Origin of the sequence: Streptomyces sp. f51 (assembly GCF_037940415.1) — a bacterium.
Lineage (GTDB): Bacteria > Actinomycetota > Actinomycetes > Streptomycetales > Streptomycetaceae > Streptomyces.
The window spans coordinates 2,746,747-2,765,873 of sequence record NZ_CP149798.1; the positions used below are offsets into that span (position 1 = coordinate 2,746,747).

General features: G+C 72.9%; 16 protein-coding genes and 1 tRNA gene. 5 read left to right on the forward strand and 12 right to left on the reverse strand.

From position 1 onward, the window contains the following. The first annotated feature begins 40 nt into the window (after positions 1-40). The 4 genes from WJM95_RS12085 to WJM95_RS12100 all read left to right on the forward strand — a co-directional run bounded on the left by WJM95_RS12085 (position 41) and on the right by WJM95_RS12100 (position 2,768). On the forward strand, positions 41-676 hold the full coding sequence (locus WJM95_RS12085) for a helix-turn-helix domain-containing protein (protein ID WP_339129599.1): 636 nt from the start codon (positions 41-43) through the stop codon (positions 674-676). Positions 677-732: 56 nt separating this feature from the next. Then, complete coding sequence (locus tag WJM95_RS12090; RefSeq protein ID WP_339129600.1) at positions 733-921, forward strand: hypothetical protein; 189 nt, start codon at positions 733-735, stop codon at positions 919-921. Between the two features lie 127 nt (positions 922-1,048). Next, the gene (locus WJM95_RS12095; RefSeq protein WP_339128488.1) at positions 1,049-2,170 is read left to right on the forward strand and encodes an IS630 family transposase; all 1,122 of its coding nucleotides are present in this window, start codon (positions 1,049-1,051) and stop codon (positions 2,168-2,170) included. 46 nt (positions 2,171-2,216) lie between these two features. Continuing rightward, positions 2,217-2,768, forward strand: coding sequence for a S1 RNA-binding domain-containing protein (locus WJM95_RS12100; protein WP_060897217.1), 552 nt, complete (start codon positions 2,217-2,219; stop codon positions 2,766-2,768). 133 nt (positions 2,769-2,901) lie between these two features. On the opposite strand, the gene WJM95_RS12105 is transcribed toward WJM95_RS12100, so the two are convergent. From WJM95_RS12105 to WJM95_RS12120, 4 genes are all read right to left on the reverse strand, one after another. Further along, a complete protein-coding gene (locus tag WJM95_RS12105; RefSeq protein WP_339129601.1) occupies positions 2,902-3,690 on the reverse strand; it encodes a S16 family serine protease in 789 nt (262 codons plus the stop codon). A 387-nt stretch (positions 3,691-4,077) separates the two neighbouring features. Beyond that, positions 4,078-4,719: a helix-turn-helix domain-containing protein gene (locus tag WJM95_RS12110; protein ID WP_339129602.1), complete on the reverse strand. Its 642-nt coding sequence runs from the start codon at positions 4,717-4,719 to the stop codon at positions 4,078-4,080. A gap of 397 nt (positions 4,720-5,116) precedes the next feature. Continuing rightward, the gene (locus WJM95_RS12115; protein WP_339129603.1) at positions 5,117-6,919 is read right to left on the reverse strand and encodes a DEAD/DEAH box helicase; all 1,803 of its coding nucleotides are present in this window, start codon (positions 6,917-6,919) and stop codon (positions 5,117-5,119) included. Positions 6,920-7,177: 258 nt separating this feature from the next. Continuing rightward, entirely contained in the window at positions 7,178-8,611 is a 1,434-nt protein-coding gene (locus tag WJM95_RS12120) for an MFS transporter (RefSeq protein WP_339135499.1), read from the reverse strand. A gap of 297 nt (positions 8,612-8,908) precedes the next feature. Between WJM95_RS12120 and WJM95_RS12125 the strand changes: the two genes are divergently transcribed. Beyond that, positions 8,909-8,983 (forward strand) — tRNA-Cys (locus WJM95_RS12125). Positions 8,984-9,056: 73 nt separating this feature from the next. On the opposite strand, the gene WJM95_RS12130 is transcribed toward WJM95_RS12125, so the two are convergent. The 8 genes from WJM95_RS12130 to WJM95_RS12165 all read right to left on the reverse strand — a co-directional run bounded on the left by WJM95_RS12130 (position 9,057) and on the right by WJM95_RS12165 (position 19,115). Then, on the reverse strand, positions 9,057-10,223 hold the full coding sequence (locus WJM95_RS12130) for an SUKH-4 family immunity protein (protein ID WP_339129604.1): 1,167 nt from the start codon (positions 10,221-10,223) through the stop codon (positions 9,057-9,059). Positions 10,224-10,454: 231 nt separating this feature from the next. Continuing rightward, positions 10,455-10,640: a hypothetical protein gene (locus WJM95_RS12135; RefSeq protein WP_339129605.1), complete on the reverse strand. Its 186-nt coding sequence runs from the start codon at positions 10,638-10,640 to the stop codon at positions 10,455-10,457. After that, positions 10,637-12,943 (reverse strand): molybdopterin cofactor-binding domain-containing protein, encoded by a 2,307-nt coding sequence (locus WJM95_RS12140; protein WP_339129606.1) that lies wholly within the window; start codon positions 12,941-12,943, stop codon positions 10,637-10,639. Before WJM95_RS12140 ends, WJM95_RS12135 begins: the two co-directional genes overlap by 4 nt. Next, positions 12,940-14,385, reverse strand: a complete 1,446-nt coding sequence (locus tag WJM95_RS12145; RefSeq protein WP_339129607.1) for a 2Fe-2S iron-sulfur cluster-binding protein — start codon at positions 14,383-14,385, stop codon at positions 12,940-12,942. The genes WJM95_RS12140 and WJM95_RS12145 overlap by 4 nt, the downstream gene beginning before the upstream one ends. Further along, on the reverse strand, positions 14,382-15,275 hold the full coding sequence (locus tag WJM95_RS12150; RefSeq protein ID WP_339129608.1) for an FAD binding domain-containing protein: 894 nt from the start codon (positions 15,273-15,275) through the stop codon (positions 14,382-14,384). Before WJM95_RS12150 ends, WJM95_RS12145 begins: the two co-directional genes overlap by 4 nt. A 280-nt stretch (positions 15,276-15,555) precedes the next feature. Then, a complete protein-coding gene (locus tag WJM95_RS12155; protein ID WP_339129609.1) occupies positions 15,556-17,208 on the reverse strand; it encodes a beta-N-acetylhexosaminidase in 1,653 nt (550 codons plus the stop codon). Positions 17,209-18,159: 951 nt separating this feature from the next. Then, positions 18,160-18,456 carry a DUF3039 domain-containing protein gene (locus WJM95_RS12160; protein ID WP_103554931.1) on the reverse strand — a complete coding sequence of 99 codons (297 nt, stop codon included), beginning with the start codon at positions 18,454-18,456 and terminating at the stop codon, positions 18,160-18,162. Between the two features lie 86 nt (positions 18,457-18,542). Continuing rightward, positions 18,543-19,115 (reverse strand): YqgE/AlgH family protein, encoded by a 573-nt coding sequence (locus WJM95_RS12165; protein ID WP_339129610.1) that lies wholly within the window; start codon positions 19,113-19,115, stop codon positions 18,543-18,545. Between the last annotated feature and the right edge of the window lie 12 nt (positions 19,116-19,127).

A 19,127-nucleotide genomic window follows, 5' to 3' on the forward strand; every position in this document is an offset into this window, starting at 1 on the left:
CTCGTTGCAAGGGAGTCTTTGCAAGGCTATCTTTGTACACATGACGGAGCAGCCACCGCTTCCCCCGGAAGCACCCCTCCCCCCGCAGCCGCCCCTGCCGCCCGAACCGCCGCAGCACCGGCGCCTCGACGCCCGCTCACTGCGCGGGATCGCCCACCCCCTGCGGATGGAGCTGCTGAGCAGCCTGCGTCAGAGGGGACCGGCCACCGCCTCGATGCTCGCCGAGCGGCTGGGCGAGTCCAGCGGGGCGACCAGTTACCACCTGCGGCAGCTCGCCGCGCACGGGTTCGTCGAGGACGCCCCCGAGCGGGGCAAGGGGCGCGAACGCTGGTGGCAGGCCGTGCACCAGGGTCTGGACTTCGGCGAGGACCTGCTCAGCGACCCGGACCCGGCGGTGCGCGGGGCGGCCGACATGTTCCTGCACGAGGTCGCCACGACCCACGCGCGTGAACTGTCGACCTGGCTCGGCACCCGCGGCGACTGGCCGGACCAGTGGACCCCCGCCTCCGACATGAGCGACTTCACGATGCGGCTGACCCCGGCGCAGTCCAAGGAGCTCATCAAGAAGATGCACGACCTGCTCGACAGCTACTGCGCCCTCGAACGGCCCGAGGACGACCCCGAGGCGGAGAAGGTGCGCTTCCACACGCACGTCTTCCCGCAGTCCTCGGACTGATCCACCCGCTCGGACACCGCGCACGACTCGATCACACCGACAGAGAGGACACCGCCATGCATCCCGAGACCCACCTCCAGTTGCAGCACGTGCGCGCCGCCGACCTTCGTGCCGAGGCCGACGCGTACCGGCTCACGGCCGAGGCCCGGAGCACCGGCCGGCTGCGCGCCCGCGTCGGCTGGACGCTGGTCGAGGTCGGCCTGCGGCTGGCGTCCGCGCCGAGGACGGCCGTCGTGGCCTGCTGACGGGCGGCGCCACCGGCGGGCGACGGGTCCCGCCCGCTAGCTAGTGCTCTGACCGCGTTGGTTCGCCGGGTTGGTGGTCGTGGCGGTTGGATGTGGGGTGACGTCCGATCCGACCGCTGGAGGCGCGGTGGCCGAGCCTGTCCGTGTGCGCAGACTGACCGACCAGGAGGGGCAGAAGCTGCAGCAGATCGTGCGCCGGGGCAGCACGAGTTCGGTGCGCTATCGGCGGGCGATGATGCTGCTGGCTTCGGCCGGCGGGAACCGGGTGCCGGTAATTGCCCAGCTGGTGCAGGCCGACGAGGACACCGTCCGCGACGTGATCCACCGGTTCAACGAGATCGGCCTGGCCTGCCTGGACCCTCGGTGGGCGGGAGGCCGTCCCCGCCAGCTCAGCGATGACGACGAGGACTTCGTCATCGCGACGGCCACCACCCGCCCCACCAAGCTCGGCCAGCCGTTCACTCGCTGGTCACTGCGCAAACTCGTCGCCTACCTGCGCAAAGTGCACGGCCGGGTGATCCGTATCGGCCGCGAGGCGTTACGGTCTCTGCTCGCCCGCCGCGGCGTCACCTTCCAGCGCACCAAGACCTGGAAGGAGTCCCCGGACCCCGAACGGGAGGCGAAGCTGGACCGGATTGAGGAGGTCCTGGACCGCTTCCCCGACCGGGTGTTTGCCTTCGACGAGTTCGGACCGCTCGGGATCCGGCCCACCGCGGGCTCGGGCTGGGCGAAACGGAAGCATCCCGACCGGGTGCCGGCCACCTACCACCGCACCCACGGGGTGCGCTACTTCCACGGCTGCTATTCCGTCGGCGACGACCGCCTGTGGGGCGTCAACTGCCGCAGGAAAGGTGCCGCGAACACGCTGACCGCGCTGAAGTCGATCCGCGCCGCCCGGCCCGACGGTGCACCGATCTACGTGATCATGGACAACCTGTCCGCCCACAAGGGCACGGACATCCGTCGTTGGGCGAAGAAACACAAGGTCGAGCTGTGCTTCACCCCGACCTACGCCTCGTGGGCGAACCCGATCGAGGCCCACTTCGGACCACTGCGGCAGTTCACCATCGCCAACTCCCATCACCCAAATCACACCGTCCAGACAAGGGCCCTGCACGCCTACCTGCGCTGGCGCAACGCCAACGCCCGCCACCGTGACGTCCTGGCCGCCGAGCGCAAGGAACGCGCCCGCATCCGCAGTGAGAAGGGCATCCGCTGGGGCGGACGCCCCCTCAAAACTGCAGCGTGATCGCCCTTCCCGCCGAGTGCGCAGCTCCTTGTGAAAGGCTGGGAGCATGATGGGCGGACGGTCCGAGAACCCAGAACTCTGGGCGTTCCTAGAATCACTGCACTACGGCGACATCCTTTCCGGCACCGTCACAGCGATCGAACGGTTCGGCGTGTTCGTGGCACTGGACGACGGCCCCGACCACCCGGTCTTCCCCGGCGTCGGGTTCATCACGATCCCCGAACTGTCCTGGCGGCGCATCGAAACCACCTTCGACGTTGTACAGGTCGGACAGCACGTCTCAGCCGAGTTCCTCCAGTTCGACACATGGAACCTGGAGGCCAGACTGTCCTTGCGGGCGACACAGCCGGACCCCTTCCAAACATTCGCCGACCGCACCGCGGTGGGGCAGAAACTGCACGGACGGGTCACCAAACTGATTCCGTTCGGCGTCTTCGTCCAGGTCGCCGACGGGATCGAGGGACTGGTCCACCTGCGAGAGCTCGCATCGACGCCCGTGGAAAGTCCGTCAGATGTCGTCCAGGCCGGCGACGAGGTCACGGTCGTCGTCACAGAAATCGACCGGGAGCGACGCAGGCTGGTTCTCTCTCGACGATAAAGCTCCTCCGACCACTCGTGGCTCCCGCATGTTCCCGCGACGGTTCCTCACACCAGCGTTCCTGAGCATCTGAGCGCCCGCTCGGCGCAAGGAAAACCCCGCTCCAACCCGGTGGACCTAGGCGGTCACAGCACTAGCAGCTCGGAACCGAGCCCTTGTTCCGCTCCAGGGCCACGAGAGCGTTCACCGCTCCGTCGAGGCTGGTCACCGGGATCAGCCGGAGCCCCTTCGGCAGCTCCGCCTTCGCGTCCGAGCACTCCGCCTTCGGAACCAGGAACACGGTCGCCCCGTCACGGTGGGCCGCCTGGGTCTTGAGGCTGACACCGCCGACCGCGCCGACCCTGCCGTCGGCGTCGATCGTCCCCGTACCCGCGACGACCCGGCCGCCCGTGAGGTCGCCGCCACTGCCGTCGCCGTCCAGCTTGTCGACGATCCCCAGCGAGAAGAGCAGTCCGGCACTCGGTCCGCCGACATCGGCGAGCTTGAGCGTGACCTTCACATCGCCCTTCTCGTGCAGATACCCCAGCGCCGCCTCGGTGGCGCTGTCCTGGGACTGCTTCATCTCGTTCGCGTTGTGCTGCTCGATCTCCTTGACGCTGCCGCCGCCCGGATAGACCGAGTCGCGGGGCATCACGGCCTTGTCCGTGGCGAACCAGGCGCTGAGCACGTCACCCAGGGACACGCTCGCGTCCGGGCCGGTGGCCTCGATCGTCGTCATCCGCAGCTGGCCGCTGGTCTTCCTGGTGGGCGCGCCGGTGATGGTGATCACCGGGTCGCCCTTGTTCTCGCCGAGGACGTTCGCCGTCAGGCCGGGCTGCGCCAGGGAGAACGGCAGCGGCGCGAACACCGCCGTGGCGAGGAGGGCCACGACGGGGACGGCGCAGACGGCGACGGCTTTGGGGCGCGTGAGGCGAGAGAGCACGGGGTCAATCTAACGTCACCGTCCGGCGGAACCCCCGCACAGGTCCCGGGGCCTCCGCCCCGCCCCCGCCCACGGCTTCCGCGCGGACGGCCCGGCCCCGTACGGATACGGCGACCAGGCAGGCACCCGGCCCCGCACGGGTAACCCCGGCCAGGCCGGCACCCAGCCCCCTACGGATACGGCGACCAGGTCGACACCCGGCCCCGTACGGGTAGTCCCGGCCCGGCCGGCACCCGGCCCCGAACGGGAAACCCCGGCCAGGCCGGCACCCAGCCCCCTACGGATACGGCGGTCCGGTCGACACCCGGCCCCGTACGGCTAATCCCGGCCCGGCCGGCGCACGGCGTCCGCACGGTCCGCCGGGCCCGTACCGGTCCCACGGACCGGTCAGCGCAGGGCGTCCGCCACCTCGCGGGCCGCGTCGACCACGCGGGGTCCGACCCGCTCGGGCACGGCGTCCGCCAGCATGACCACGCCCACGCTGCCCTCGACCCCCGTCACCCCGATCAGCGGCGCCGCCGCCCCGCACGCGCCCGCCTCCAGCTCGCCGTGGGTGAGCGTGTACCCGGGCTCCCCCACCGGCGCCTGCCGGGCCGAGAGGATCGCGCGGCCGGCGGCTCCCCGGTCCAGGGCGTGCCGGAACCCGGCGCGGTAGGCCACGTGATAGTCCGTCCACGTCGGTTCGACGACCGCGACGGCGAGCGCCTCGGTCCCGTCGACCAGCGTCAGATGGGCCGTCGCGCCTATGTCCTCGGCGAGCGCTCGCAGCGCGGGCAGCGCGGCCTCCCGTACGAGCGGATGCACCTGGCTGCCCAGCCGCAGCACGCCGAGACCGACCCGGGCACGGCCGCCGAGGTCACGGCGTACGAGCGCGTGCTGCTCCAGGGTGGCGAGCAACCGGTAGACCACGGTCCGGTTGACGCCCAGTTTGTTCGACAGCTCGGTGACCGTCAGCCCGTGATCCGTGTCGGCGAGCAGCTTGAGGACGCGCAGTCCCCGGTCGAGCGTCTGAGAGGTCTCCGCGGTCACGACGCCCACTCCTTAGTGGTGAGGTCGACGGCCCTCGTACGGCGGATGCGGCACCGAGTCCCGTCGGCGACGCGCTTCAGAGGCCGCCGTTCGGCCGGCGCCCCGGGCTCTTCCCGGGTCGCAGTCGCTTCACGGCTGCGCTCCGCGGCGGCGCTGCCACGGGGCGTGTGCGTAGCGGGACAGTAGCGAGCCGGTCCGCTCAGCGGAAGCCTCCGTCCAGAATCCGGGCATCCACGGGTGCGAACTGATTCCGTTTGTCCCGGAACGCGCGGCGCGCGCGACGCGGCGCGCACCGCTCGTATACACAGCGCACGGGCCGTCGCGCACGCCCGCCCCACCACGGCACGCCCTCTCGGTACGGCTTCAGCGCCTCAGCCGAGGGGTTCCGGATACGGCGTCACCGCATCCGGGTGGCCCACTCCTGGACCTTGGCGATCCGCTGCCGGAGCTGTCCGGCCGTGGCCTCCGCGCTCGGCGGACCTCCGCACACCCGGCGCAGCTCGGTGTGGATCACGCCGTGCGGCTTGCCGCTCTGGTGGACGTACGCGCCGACCATGGTGTTGAGCTGCTTGCGCAGTTCCAGCATCTCCTTGTGGGAGACGACGGGGCGGCGCTCGGCGGGGAGTTCGAGGAGGTCGGCCTCGGTGTCCGGCTTCTTGCGGCTGTGCGCGATCTGCCGGGCCTGCCGCTTCTGGAGCAGCAGCTGGACCTGGTCGGGTTCGAGGAGCCCGGGGATGCCGAGGTAGTCCTGCTCCTCGGCGCTGCCGGGGTGGGCCTGCATGCCGAACTCGGCGCCGTCGTAGAGGACGCGGTCGAAGACGGCCTCGGACTCCAGCGCCTCGAAGGAGAACTGCTCCTGCTCGCCGGTGTCCTCGTCCTGCTCCTTGTTCGCCTCCTCCATCTCCTTCTCGGACTCCGCGTACGGGTCCTCCTCGCCCTGCTTCTTCGGCTTGTCCAGGGCGTGGTCGCGCTCGACCTCCATCTCGTTGGCGAAGGTGAGGAGGTCGGGGACCGTGGGGAGGAACACGGACGCCGTCTCGCCGCGCCTGCGGGACCGTACGAAACGGCCGACGGCCTGGGCGAAGAAGAGGGGGGTGGAGATGGTGGTGGCGTACACGCCGACCGCCAGGCGGGGCACGTCGACGCCCTCGGACACCATGCGGACGGCGACCATCCAGCGGTCGTCGCTCGCCGAGAAGTCGTCGATCCGCTGGGAGGCGCCGGTGTCGTCGGACAGCACGAGAGTCGCCCTGGTGCCGGTGATCTCGCGGATCAGCTTGGCGTAGGCGCGTGCGGACTCCTGGTCCGAGGCGATGACGAGCGCCCCGGCGTCCGGGATGCCCTTGCGCACCTCGGTCAGGCGCTGGTCGGCGGCGCGCAGCACGCTCGGCATCCACTCGCCGCGCGGGTCGAGCGCGGTGCGCCAGGCCTGGCTGACGGCGTCCTTGGTCATCGGCTCGCCGAGGCGCGCGGCGATCTCGTCGCCCGCCTTGGTGCGCCAGCGCATGTTGCCGCTGTAGGAGAGGAAGATGACCGGCCGCACGACGTGGTCGGCCAGGGCGTTGCCGTAGCCGTAGGTGTAGTCGGCCGAGGAGCGCCGGATGCCGTCGTTGCCCTCTTCGTACGTCACGAAGGGGATGGGGTTCGTGTCGGAGCGGAACGGCGTACCCGTGAGCGCGAGCCGGCGGGTGGCGGGCTCGAACGCCTCCAGGCACGCCTCGCCCCAGGACTTGCTGTCACCGGCGTGGTGGATCTCGTCGAGGATGACGAGGGTCTTGCGCTGCTCGGAGCGGTTGCGGTGGAGCATCGGGCGCACGCCGACACCGGCGTACGTCACGGCGACGCCCTGGTACTCCTTGCTGAGGGGCCCGGCGCTGTACTCGGGATCGAGTTTGATCCCTATCCGCGCGGCCGCCTCGGCCCACTGCTTCTTCAGGTGCTCGGTCGGCGCGACGACGGTCACCTGCTGCACGACGTGGTGGTGCAGCAGCCAGGACGCGAGGGTCAGCGCGAACGTCGTCTTACCGGCGCCGGGGGTGGCTACGGCGAGGAAGTCGCGCGGCTGCTCCTGGATGTACCTCTCCATCGCCCCCTGCTGCCAGGCGCGCAGCTTGTTGGCTGTGCCCCAGGGAGCCCGGCCGGGGAAGGCCGGCGAGAGGTGGTGGGTGTGCGAGGAGGTGCTGGCGGCGGTGGTAGTCACGGTCTCCGGTCTGGGTGTCGATTGGGAGCGTCCGGGTCCGCGCGCGGCGCGTCGGACGGGGCCTGACGGGAGGCGCGCGGGCGGCTCGGCTACGTATGACAACCGGGCCACCCTACCGGCGCCCGGCTCACGGCGGCGTGCGGACGAGGCCGGGTCGGCGGTGGATGGGACTGACGTCACAGATCACCCGCGCGCACCACCGGTACCCCGGGCGGCCCTCCGTACGCGTCACCGCACGAGCCGTCCGCGCCGGTCCCGTCAGCCCGTTCCCGCCGGTTCCCGCAGGCGTGTGGTCACCCAGGCTCCCAGCAGCGCCACCCCCGCCATGGGCAGGAACACCGCGGCGAAGGCCGCCGGGTGCGAGGCGGAGGCCCCGGACGCGGCGCCGGTGGCCGTACCGGCGACGGTGCCGCCGCCCAGGGCCGCGAAGGCGGCTCCGCCGACGGCGAGCAGCAGGACGTTGGACAGGGCGTCGGAGATCTGGAGGGCGGCCGAGTTGGCGCCCGCCTCCTCGGGGGCCGAGAGCTGGAGCAGCAGCACGCTGGTCGAGGCGATCACCAGGCCCATCCCGAAGCAGCCGAACGCCCAGGCGACGGCGACGGTCCACACCGGCACGGCGGGGATCAGCACGCTGGGCGCCGCGGCGACGGCCGCCGCGACCAGCAGCATGCCGAGGAACATCAGCCGTTCCCGGTACGGCTCCACGCGGGGCCGCGCCTGCACCCAGGAGCCCAGGGCCCAGGTCCCGCCGCCGGCCGCGAGCGAGAGCCCGGCGAGCGTCGGCGACAGCCCCCGCTGGGTGACCAGCATCAGCGGCACGAAGGACTCGGCTGCGATGAAGGCACCGGCGGAGACCCCGCGCAGCAGCACCACCGACGGCAGTCCGCGGGCCGCCCGCCAGGTGCCGCGGGGCAGCAGCCCGCGCACGGCCGGGACGATCAGGGCGGCACCGGCCGCGGCGGGTACGAGGGAGAGCGGGCGCAGGTCCTGTGCGGCGTACTGGAGCAGTCCGGCGCCCAGCGCGATCCCGAGGGCGAGCCGGATGCGCCGCCGGTCCAGGGGCGCGCGGTCGGCCGTCCCGGCGGGACCTGAAGTCCGGCGGCGTATCTGCGGCAGCGCGAGCGCGAGCGGAACGCCGACCAGGGCGGGGATCCCGAGGAACACCCAGCGCCAGCCGAGGTGCTCGGTGACCGCGCCCGCGGCGAGCGGGCCGACCACGGAGGGCACCACCCAGGCCGCCGCGAACGCCGCCATGATCGCGGGGCGCAGCCGCTGCGGATAGGCCCGTCCCACGACGACGTAGAGCGCGACGATGACGAGCCCGCCGCCGAGCCCCTGGACGGCCCGCCCGAGGATGAACGTCCACATGCCGCCGGCCGTCCCGGACAGCAGCAGGCCGGCGGCGAACGCGCCGATGCCGGTGGCCAGCGAGGCCAGCGGTCCGTCGCGGTCGGACCACTGCCCGGCGAGCACCATCCCGAACAGGCTCGTCGTGAAGTAGCCGGAGAACGCGAACGCGTACAGGGCGACCCCGCCGAGGTCTCGTGCGGCGACGGGCATCGCCGTCCCCACGGCCGTCGCCTCGAACGCGATCACCAGGACCACCGAGACGATCCCGATGGTGAGCGCGCGGTGGGCACGGCTGAGCACCCCGCCGTCCTCGCCGCCGCTCCCGCCGACGCCCGCGGCCATGCTCCGGGCCGGAGCCGTCGCGGCCTCACCCGCTTCCACTGCTGTCATGCCGGTCAGCGTAAGGTGCGCGGCTTTCCTTGACTCCTGTCGGTGGTCGGTGATCAAGCGGTCCTTTGGACCTAGGCCCACTGCCCGGGGCCGTGGCGCGCCCCCGTTCCCGGCGGGCCGACCGCCTTCCGTGAACGGCGTGTGGCAGTCGCGTTGCGGCCGCCCCGGAACCCTTGAGGCCGCTCCCCCGCGCCGCCTACGGTCGACCCATCAGGTTCGGAACGAGTGAGCCGTGCCGCACCTGAGAACGGCCGTGTGCCCGAGTGGTTCAGGGGCTCGACTGCAAATCGAGTTACGTGGGTTCGAATCCCGCCACGGCCTCCACGCAGGGTCGGCCGTCCCGGTTCGGGGCGGCCGTTCCGCGTTTTCCAGGGGCGCGGGGGCTTGCCGGGGCGCGCTACGCGTACAGCATGCCGACCGAGCGGTCCTCGAATATCTCCGGCCAGTGACGGCGGCCGTCGTCGCCAGGGAGGGCCGGGGTCCGGTCGCAGGCGGCGGGGTCGACCGTGGCGAGGGTCTGGGTCAGGGTGGCGGCGAGCTGTTCGTAGGAGTCGCTGAGGTGGTGGGCCGCGTCGACGGCCTTCTCGCGGTGGAGGAGCCAGAGGGTGAACGCCAGCGTGGAGATGTCCGCGTTGAGCGGGCGCAGCGTGAGGTCCGGCTCGTTCCAGGCGAGTACGGCGCCCGTGGTGCCGTCCAGGACCAGGCTCGTGTCCTCCAGGAGGGGGCCCAGGCGTATGAGACGGTCGGCGGTGGCCGGGAGCAGGCCGGCGGAGAACTCGTCGGGGCGCTCGTCCGCGTAGTACTCGACGAGGGCGGGCAGCGGCACCTCGGTGTCCAGCTGGAAGAGGAAGCCGTCCTCGGGCAGGCCCGACTCCCGCAGGAAGCGGCGGGTCGGCTCGTGGGTCAGGGCGGGCGGGAAGTCGACGTCCTCGAAGCGCATGATCCCGCCCGCGCCGAACTCCTCGTCCAGGAGGCGCTTGGGCAGCCCGAGGACGAGCCCCTCGCCGGGTCCCGCGATCCGGGCGAGCGGGCGGATCAGGGCGGCCATCCGCCAGTACGGCGCCACGTCCGGGCCCGCGGCGTCCTCGAAGACGGCACTGAGCCGGTCCGAGACCTGGGCGACCGCCTTCGGGCCGAACGGGCCGGGAAGGCCCCGGGACAGGGTCAGTTCCTCGGTGGCCGCGGCGAAGCTCAGCAGGGCGTCCAGGGAGGGCGCCAGGGGCGCGAGGTCCAGCCGGGCGGGGTTCGGCAGGACGTACGCCGAGGAGACCTCGCCCGTCGTCCCGTCCAGCAGGATCGACTCCAGGTCGCGGTCGAGGCTGCGCAGCGCCCCTATGACGAGCTGGTCGCGCAGCTCCCCGGCGAGTTTGTCGGCGTCGCCCGCCAGGTCGGCGACCGTGCGCAGTCCGTGCTCCCGCAGGGCTCCGAAGCCGAGCAGCGCGCCGTCGCGGGGCAGTCCGGGGCCGGTGAGCCGGTCCCGGGTGCCCGCGTGCGTGACGAACGGATCCAGCTCGTCGCCGGTCAGTGTGATGACGCCTTTGACATCGGTGTCAGTCGTACTCATGGCTCCCCCGCGCATGTGAACGCTCCGTGCTTCCCCCGAGAGGAACGGCCGGTCGTGCCACGGCAGTTCCCCATCGCTCCAGAACGATACGCCGCCCCACTGACAACGCCGAAGAGGCGCGGGAACAAGCCGCGCACGGAAGGGAGACCGGCGGGGTGCGGGCACCGTCGGGTGAAGCACCGGCGGGGTGCCGGCATCGCCAGGTGAGGCACCGGCAGGGCGCCGGCGCCGTCAGGTGAAGTAGACGCCGCCCAGGACGACGACCACGGCCGCCAGCACGAACACCAGGACCCAGATCAGCAACTTGCCCACGCTGGGCGGGGGTTCGTAGCGCGGCTCCCCGGCCTCGGCGCCGGGTACGGCGGCGTCGAGGCCCTCCCGCGCGGGTTCGCCGGCCACCGGCTCCGGCGCGCTCACGGGGCCGTCACCACAGCCGCCTGGGGGCGGATCGGCAGACGGTTGACCGGCCGGCCGGTGGCCGCCCGGACGGCGGACGCGATGGCCGCGGGCGAGGTCACCACCGGCACCGCGCTGGCCGCCTTGGCACCGAAGGGGGCCACGACGTCACGCTCCTCGACCAGCTTGACGATGTGGATGTCGGGCGCGTCCAGGGCGGTCGGCAGGGCGTAGCCGGTGAGGTCCGGGTGGCGGACCAGGCCGCGGTTGGTCCGCAGGTTCTCGGTCAGCGCGGCGCCCACCCCCTGGGTGACGCCAGCCTCGATGCGGGCTCTGAGCTGGGCCGGGTTGAGGATGCGGCCGACGTCCTGGGCGAGCGCCAGCTCGACGACCCGGACCGAGCCCAGCTCGATGTCGACGTCCACCACGGCGCGCACGGCGCAGAACGCGAGGCCCACGAAGGCGTCGCCCTGGCCGGCCTCGTCCAGCGGTTCGGTCGGGTGCGGGCGGCACTGCGCGGTCGCCCACAGCTCCTTGCCGTCCATGGCCTCGGTGACGGTGGTCGACAGCACCCCGTCGTACGAGGTGATCTTGCCGTCGGTGATCTGGAGCAGCTCGGTGGACATGCCGAACTTGTGCGCCAGGGGCTGGAGCAGCTGCGTACGGACCATCTTGGCCGCGCGCTCCACCGCTCCGCCGGACACCCAGGTGTGCCGGCCGCGGCAGCTCGGGCCGGCCGGGGGCTGGTCGGTGTCGACGGGGGCCACGTGCACCTCGTCGATGCCGAGGGTCTCCTGGACGATCTGCCGGGCCAGCGTGGTGAAGCCCTGGCCGGTCTCCACGGCGGCGCAGAGCACGGTGGCGACGCCGTCGTGGACCTTCACGGTGGCCGTCGAGACCTCGTCGGCGCCCTCGGCGCCGAGCATGTGCACCATGCCGAGTCCGTAGCCGACGCCGCGTCGCACGGCGCCGGGTTCGCCCGCGCCCTCGGGGCCGCCGGGCAGCAGCCACTCGTCCTCGGGCGTGTCCTTGGGCAGGGCGGGCAGCGGGTAGTCGCGTACGGCCTGGAGCAGTTCGGCGACGGGCGCGGGGCAGGTGACCGTCTGGCCGGTCGGCAGGACGTCGCCGGTGGCCATGACGTTGCGCAGGCGCAGTTCGGCGGGGTCGACGCCGAGCTTCTTCGCGAGCTTGTCCATCTGGGCCTCGTAGGCGGCGCAGACCTGGAGGGCGCCCTCGCCGCGCACATGGCCCGAGGGCGGGTTGTTGGTGCGCACGGCCCAGCCCTCGATGAAGGCGTTCGGTACGACGTACGGGCCGCAGGCGAAGGAGACCGCGGCGGCCAGCGACTCGCCCGAGGTGTCGGCGTAGGCGCCCGCGTCGAGCAGGATCTGCGCCTCGACCTTGACGAGGTTGCCCTCGGCGTCGGCGTGGTGGCGGTAGCGCAGCAGGGTCGGGTGGCGGTGGGCGTGACCGAGGAAGGACTCCTCGCGCGTGGCGGTGAGCTTCACCGGGCAGCCGGTCGCCAGGGCGAGGAGGCCGAGCGCGAGCTGGAAGCCCTGGTCCTCGCGGTCGCCGGTGGCTCCGGGGACGCCGGTGACGACGACCTTCACGCGCGCGGGTTCGAGGCCGTAGCAGGCGGCGGCCGCGTCGCGGTCGCTGTGCGGGTCGGTGGAGGCGATGTAGAGCTCGACGCCGCCGTCGGGGCGGGGCACGGCGAGTCCGGCCTCGGCGCCGATGGGGGCGGGGTCCTGGCGGCCGATGCGGTACAGGCCCTCGACGACGACCTCGCCGACCGCGTCCGGGTCGCCGTGGCTCAGCGGGATGTGCCGGATCAGGTTGCCGTCGGGGTGCAGCGCCTCGGCCTCGAAGGCGTGCTCCGGGTCGGTGACCGGTTCGAGGACCTCGTACTCGACGATGACGGCCGCGGCGGCCATCCGCGCGGTGTCCGGGTGGTCGGCGGCGACGGCCGCGATGGGCTCGCCGTGGTGGCGTACGACGTCGGAGGCGAACACCGGGCGGTCGGCCCTGCCGCGGCCGTGCAGCGGGGTGCCGGGCACGTCCTCGTGGGTGATGACGGCGCGCACGCCGGGCATCTCACGCGCGTGGCTGGTGTCGATGGACAGGATGCGGGCGTGCGGGTGGGGCGAGCGCAGGACGGCGGCCCACAGCAGGCCCTCGGCCCACAGGTCGGCGGCGTACGGGAACGTGCCCTCGGTCTTGGCGCGGTCCTCGGCGGCGGGCAGCGACACGCCGAGCCCGTGCGGCAGGGGCTCGGGGCCGGCCTCGGGCGCCGCCGGTGTCGCCGTCGCGGCTTGGTTGGTCACGCCTGGCCTCCGTCCTGGCCGTACGGCTGGTCGTGCTGTGCCGGTACACCGTAGGCGGCGCCGTCCTCGTAGGCGGAGGGGTGGACGCCGCCGGCACCGGGGCCGGCCTGGTGCGGGATGCGGGCCTCGTCCGCCTCGGGGGCGGGCTCGGCCGCGGCGGCGGAGTGCGCCTCGCGTTCGGCGACGACGTCGCGCACGGCGTCCAGGACACCGCGGTAGCCCGAGCAGCGGCACAGGTTGCCGCACAGGGCCTGGCGGGTCTCCAGCTCGGTCGGCGCGGGGTTGCCCTCCAGCAGGTCGTGCAGCGTCATCGCCATGCCGGGGACGCAGAAACCGCACTGCACGGCACCGCACTTGGCCAGCGCGCGCTGGACGTCGGAGAGCTGTCCGTCGGCGGCCAGGCCCTCGACGGTCCGTACCTCGCTGCCGGCCGCGGTGACGCCGGGGACCAGGCAGGACGCCACGAGCCTGCCGTCCACCTGGACGTTGCAGGCGCCGCACTCGCCCTGCGAGCAGCCGTCCTTGGCGCCCGCGAGGCCGAGCCGCTCGCGCAGCACGTAGAGCAGCGACTCGCCGATCCAGGCGTCCGTGACCGGCCGGTCGGCGCCGTTGACGCGCAGGACGTAGGAGGCGAGGGGGTGGTCGTCGGGTCCGGCCGGGGTCAGGAGGTCCGCGTCGGGGCTCTCCTCGCCCGTCTCGGGGGTCTCGTGCGCCGGTTCCGGCTCGGAGACCTCGTGCGTCCCCGCCGTCACCGGATCGGGGCCGGCGTCGGACCCGGATGCCTCGGGAGCGGCCTGTACGGGGTACTGGGCGGCCTGCGCGGCCGTTTCGGCCCCGGGCGGCCCCGCGGATCCCGCGGGAGCCTCAGCGGCCGTTTCGTGGACGTCGGCGGTCCAGGGCTGCCCGATCTCGCCGGCCCAGGGCGCGGCCGCGCCGCCGGGGAGCGTGGCGGGCGGCGTGCCGCCCCACTGCTCGACCAGCGCGGAGGTGGTGAACTCGCCCGATTCGTCCGGGAGATCGCCTCCGGCGACCGGGATCGACCACTGCCCGGTCACGTCGTGCCCGGGGCCCTGCCCCGCGCCGTCGTCGAAGTGCCACTGTCCGGTGGATCCGGGCTGGTAGGTGAACCGGTCGTCGTGGGCGCCCGTCCCCTGACGGCCGTGGTCGTCCTCCGGCCAGCGGCCGGTGCCGCCCTGGCCGGCCCAGGTGCCGCCCTGGGCCGGTTCGGCCGACTCGGGCGGGGCGGGGGTCACGGTGATCTGCGGGGGCACGTAGCCGTGTCCGGGGGCGGCCAGGGGCTCCCGGGCGGCGAGGAGGGCCTCGATGCCTCCCTCGGGCAGCTTGACGAAGGCGGTGGCCCCGTCGTCGTAGTCGCCCTGGGGCAGCGGGTCCCAGCGGCCGCCGCTGCGCGCGGCGCCCTCTTCGTGCTGGTCGTCGGTCACGACAGTGCCCTTCCAAGTGCTCGTCGGGCCAGCGCGGCGACGGTGCGCCGCAAATGCAGTACGGCGGGCGGAAGCGGTGTCAGGGTTCCGTCCTCGGCGGGGACGGGGTCCGGGATGCAGGCCGCGGCCACGTACTCGCCGAAGGCGGCCAGCGCCTCCGGGACGATGGCGCGGTTGTTGTCCCAGTCGATCAGCTGGGCCACCCACGCCTCGGCGTCCAGGGGGCGCAGCGGCATCGGCGCTATGGCGCCCACGGCGCAGCGCACACCGCGCCTGGCCGGGTCGAGGACGACCGCGACGGAGGCGATGGCGCGTCCGGGTCCGGTGCGGCCGGTGGCCTTCAGGAAGACCTGCGGGGCGTGCAGCAGCGGGACGCGCACGTAGCCGATGAGCTCGCCGCCGCGGAGCATGTCCACACCGGCGAGCAGGTGCGACACGGGGATCTCGCGGCGGGCTCCGTCGGGCCCCGCGATGATCAGCGTGGCTTCCAGGGCGGCCAGTACGGGCAGCGCGTCCCCCGTGGGGGCGGCCGAGGCGATGTTGCCGCCGAGGGTGCCGGCGTTGCGGATCTGCGGCGGTCCCGCCGCCCGGGCGGCGGCCGCGAGCGCCGGGATGAGCGCGGCGAAGTCGGGGCGGCCCATGCGGGCGTGCGTGAGGCCGGCGCCGAGCAGGGCGTGGCCGTCCTGGTACTGCCAGCCCCGGATCTCGGTGATCCGGCCGAGGCCGACGAGCGCGGCCGGCCTGAGCTGTCCGGCGTTCACCGCGGCCATCAGATCCGTGCCGCCCGCGACCGGAACGGCCGTGGGCATGGCGGACAGCGCCGCCACCGCCTCGTCGAGCGAGACGGGCAGCGTCACGGCCTGCGCCGTCTGCGGTGCGTGCGTGGTCAAACCGGTTGCCCCTTCCCGCTGCCCCACCTGGTCCCACCTGTGCTGCCGTACGGTACGTGCTGACAGGGCGGACGTGGCAACTCTGGCACATCTTCCCGGCCCCTCGACGCGGGGGTCCGCTAGGAGGCATTCGCCCGTCTCACCAGGGATGTGGGCGGTTTTCGCACGGCATCGCCGACGGAAGCCCATTGTCACTCTTCGGTGACCCTTGGGGGCCTTTTTCCTTGTGGTGCAACGACTCCGGGGCGCCCGCACCGGGGCCGGGGGACCGTGAGCGGTCTCACACGTTCGGGGGCGCCCCCTCGATCGGGCGTCCGAGCACGCCGGGCCGCCGCTGCCAGGGCCTGGGACCCGAGGGCGCCCGGTAGGCCACACCGAGGGCGTCGAGCCGCCCGTAGTGGGCGTCCATCCGCCGCTCGAAGCCGGCGAAGTCCCGGTCCGCGGGGGCGGGCAGACGGCTCCAGGCGACCTCGGCGAAGGCGGCGAGCCTCGGGAACGCCTGGTAGTCCACGCGCGCGTGGTCCTCCATCACCTCGGTCCACACGTTGGCCTGCGTGCCCAGCACGTGCCGTGCCTCGGCCTCGGTGAGCTGCGGCGGAACCGGCTCGAAGCGGTAGACGTCCTCAAGGGTGCGCACGTACGCGATCGGCACCGGTTCGTCCTCGCCCGCGGCCTGACGGTAGTCCAGGTACACATGCTGCTCGGGGCACATGACGACGTCGTGGCCCGCGCGCGCGGCCGTGACACCGCCCTGGTAGCCGCGCCACGACGACACCGCGGCGCCCGGCGCGAGCCCGCCCTCCAGGATCTCGTCCCAGCCGATCAGCCGACGTCCGCGCGCGGACAGCCAGTTGTCGAAGTGCCGGATGAACCAGGCCTGGAGTCCGTCCTCGTCGGCGAGCCCGAGTTCCCTGATGCGCGCCTGGGCCGTGGCCGACTCCCTCCACTGGTCCTTGGCGCACTCGTCGCCGCCGATGTGGAAGAAGCCGGAGAACTCCGGGAAACGGTCGGGATCCGCCGGGAACAGGTCGAGGAGTTCCTCGAAGACCCCCTCGTAGAAGCGCAGGGTGTTGTCGGTGGGGGCGAGTACGTTCTTGGAGACGCCCCAGTTGTCCCAGACGGTCAGGGAGGTCGTGTCGATGACGTCGGTGTTGCCCAGTTCCGGATACGCCGCGATGGCGGCCTGCGAGTGCCCGGGGATGTCGATTTCGGGGACGACGGCGATATGCCGTTCGGCCGCGTAGGCGACGATCTCCCGGATGTCGTCCTGGGTGTAGAAGCCGCCGTGCGGCTTCTCGTCCCACAGCGGCGAGGCCCGGTGACCGAATTTGGTGCGCGCCCGCCAGGACCCGATCTCCGTCAGCTTCGGGTAGCGATTGATCTGGACACGCCATCCCTGATCGTCGGTGAGATGGAAGTGGAAGACGTTGAGTTTGTGCGCGGCGAGCAGATCGAGGTAGCGCAGGACGCCTTCCTTGGGCATGAAGTGCCGGGAGACATCGAGCATGAGGCCGCGCCAGCGGAATCGGGGCGCGTCCTCGATGGTGCCGTACTCGATTTCGTGCCCCGCCCCCGGACGGACCGGGGCGCGGCGGAATGCGTCGGGGCCGAGCAGTTGACGCAGTGTCTGGGCGCCCCAGAAGACCCCGGCCGCGTCGCCGCCGCGGATCTCGACGCCGTGGTCGCCGACTTCGAGCCGGTAGCCCTCAGGACCCCGGGTGTCGTCGAGGAGCAGGCGTACGGCACGCGGGGCGTCCTGCGGCCCAGGTCGCAGCGGTAGTCCGAGCGCGGCGCCGAGCGTCGCGCCGAGCCAGCGGGCGGTGCCGTCCGTGCCGGGCGCGGCCCACAGGACGGTGTCCGCGTCCAGCGTGAACCGCCCCCGCGCGGTGCCTTCGACGGCGAGGGGGGCGGGAATCAGGCCCGTGTCCATCATGTCCATCCGTCCTTCAGTCCTTTACCGCCGCCGGGTCCGGAGACGAGTCGCTGGGGTTCGCGTACGGGGAGGACCGGCATGTGAATCGCCGTCACCCGGGAGCCGGCCGGTCCCTTTCCTCTCGGTGTTCCCCGGCGTGGCGGCTCCGGGGAACACCGAGAGGAAAGGGACCGGCCGGGGATATCGCGCGCCGCCCGCTCCGCCGGGTTCACGGACGCCTTCCGCGCGCCCGCGACGGCCTCGGCCGGACGGCCGGGAACGTGATCGGTGAGGCCGCCCGGAATCGGGACCGGAATCGCCGGCGTGCCCTCGCCCGGAGATATCCGGTGAGTGCGACGAGGACCACGGCGGGGCCCACCCCGAGAAGGTGTCCGAAGAACTGGCGGACGAATTCCCGCCGCCGCGGGAGGCCCGGGAATGCCCCGCGGACGGGCCACCGCCTCCGCCCACATCCGGGGCGCGGCGGCCCGAACGGGCGCGGCTTCGCACAGCCTGGGGGACGTCACCGTTCGGGGCGCGGCGGTTCGGGGGCGCTGGGATGCATCGGTGTCCTCCAGGCAGGGCGCGTTGCGGAGTGCGCAATGGCGGTTTCGCATCGCACAACACCCTGGAGGCTAAGGACTGCGCGAGCCCGCCCACAAGAGGTCTACACCAGTCTGTGATCACGGAACGCCGCGAGGAACGGCCCCGCGCCCGCAGCCACCCGCACACGGACGCGGACCCCAACCCGGACCGGACCCACACGCCGACCCGGACCCCTACCCAGACCGGGACCCACACGCCGACCTCGACCCCGACCCGGTCCCGGACCCACACGCCGACCCCGACCCCGACCCGGTCCCGGACCCACACGCCGGCCCGCACCCGCACGCGACGAAGCCGCGGCGCCCCCCGTCGGGGGTGTCGCGGCCGTGGTCGGTCGAAGCGGGGTTCAGCGCCCGGAAGCCGGCGTCACTTCTTGTCGCCGCCCTTGCCCTGGTCGCCACCGGCGCCCATGGACTCGAAGATCTCCTTGCACATGGGACACACCGGATACTTCTTCGGGTCACGGCCCGGCACCCACACCTTGCCGCACAGCGCCACCACGGGCGTGCCGTCCAGCGCGCTCGCCATGATCTTGTCCTTCTGGACGTAATGGGCGAAGCGCTCGTGGTCCCCGTCGCCGTGCGACACCTGCGGCGTCGGCTCTACGAGGGTCCCCGTCCCCGTGCCTCGCTGGGGCTGGGTCTCAGGCTCAAGAGTGCTCATGAACCCAAGGGTACTGGGGCTCGGACGCATCAGTTGAGGGAAGGGTCGCGCGCTTCGGGCGGAGGGCGCGGGCGCCGGTGCGGCGGTCAGTTGAGGGAGGGGTCGTCCGGGTACGTCGCCACCATCGCCAGCTCGCTGCGCTGGCGGCGCAGGACCTCGCGCCACAGGCGTTCCGGCGCCGGGGAGGAGACGTCACCCGGTTCGGACTCGACGACGTACCAGGCGCCGTCGACCAGTTCGTTCTCCAGCTGGCCGGGTCCCCAGCCCGCGTACCCGGCGAAGATGCGCAGGGAGCCGAGGGCGGAGGCGAGGAGCTCGGGCGGCGCCTCCAGGTCCACCAGACCGATCGCGCCGTGCACCCGCCGCCAGCCGAGCGGCGCGCGCTCCCCCGCCATGCCGCCCGGGATGACCGCCACCCCCAGCGCGGAGTCCAGCGACACGGGACCGCCCTGGAAGACGACGCCCGGCTCGCCGGCCAGACCGGCCCAGTTCTCCAGGATGTCGCCGACGCCGACCGGGGTCGGGCGATTGAGGACGACACCGAGGGAGCCCTCCTCGTCGTGGTCGAGGAGCAGCACCACCGCACGGTCGAAGTTCGGGTCCGCCAGGGCGGGCGTGGCCACGAGCAGCCGCCCTGTGAGCGAGGACACCTCGGTCATGCCAGACATGAT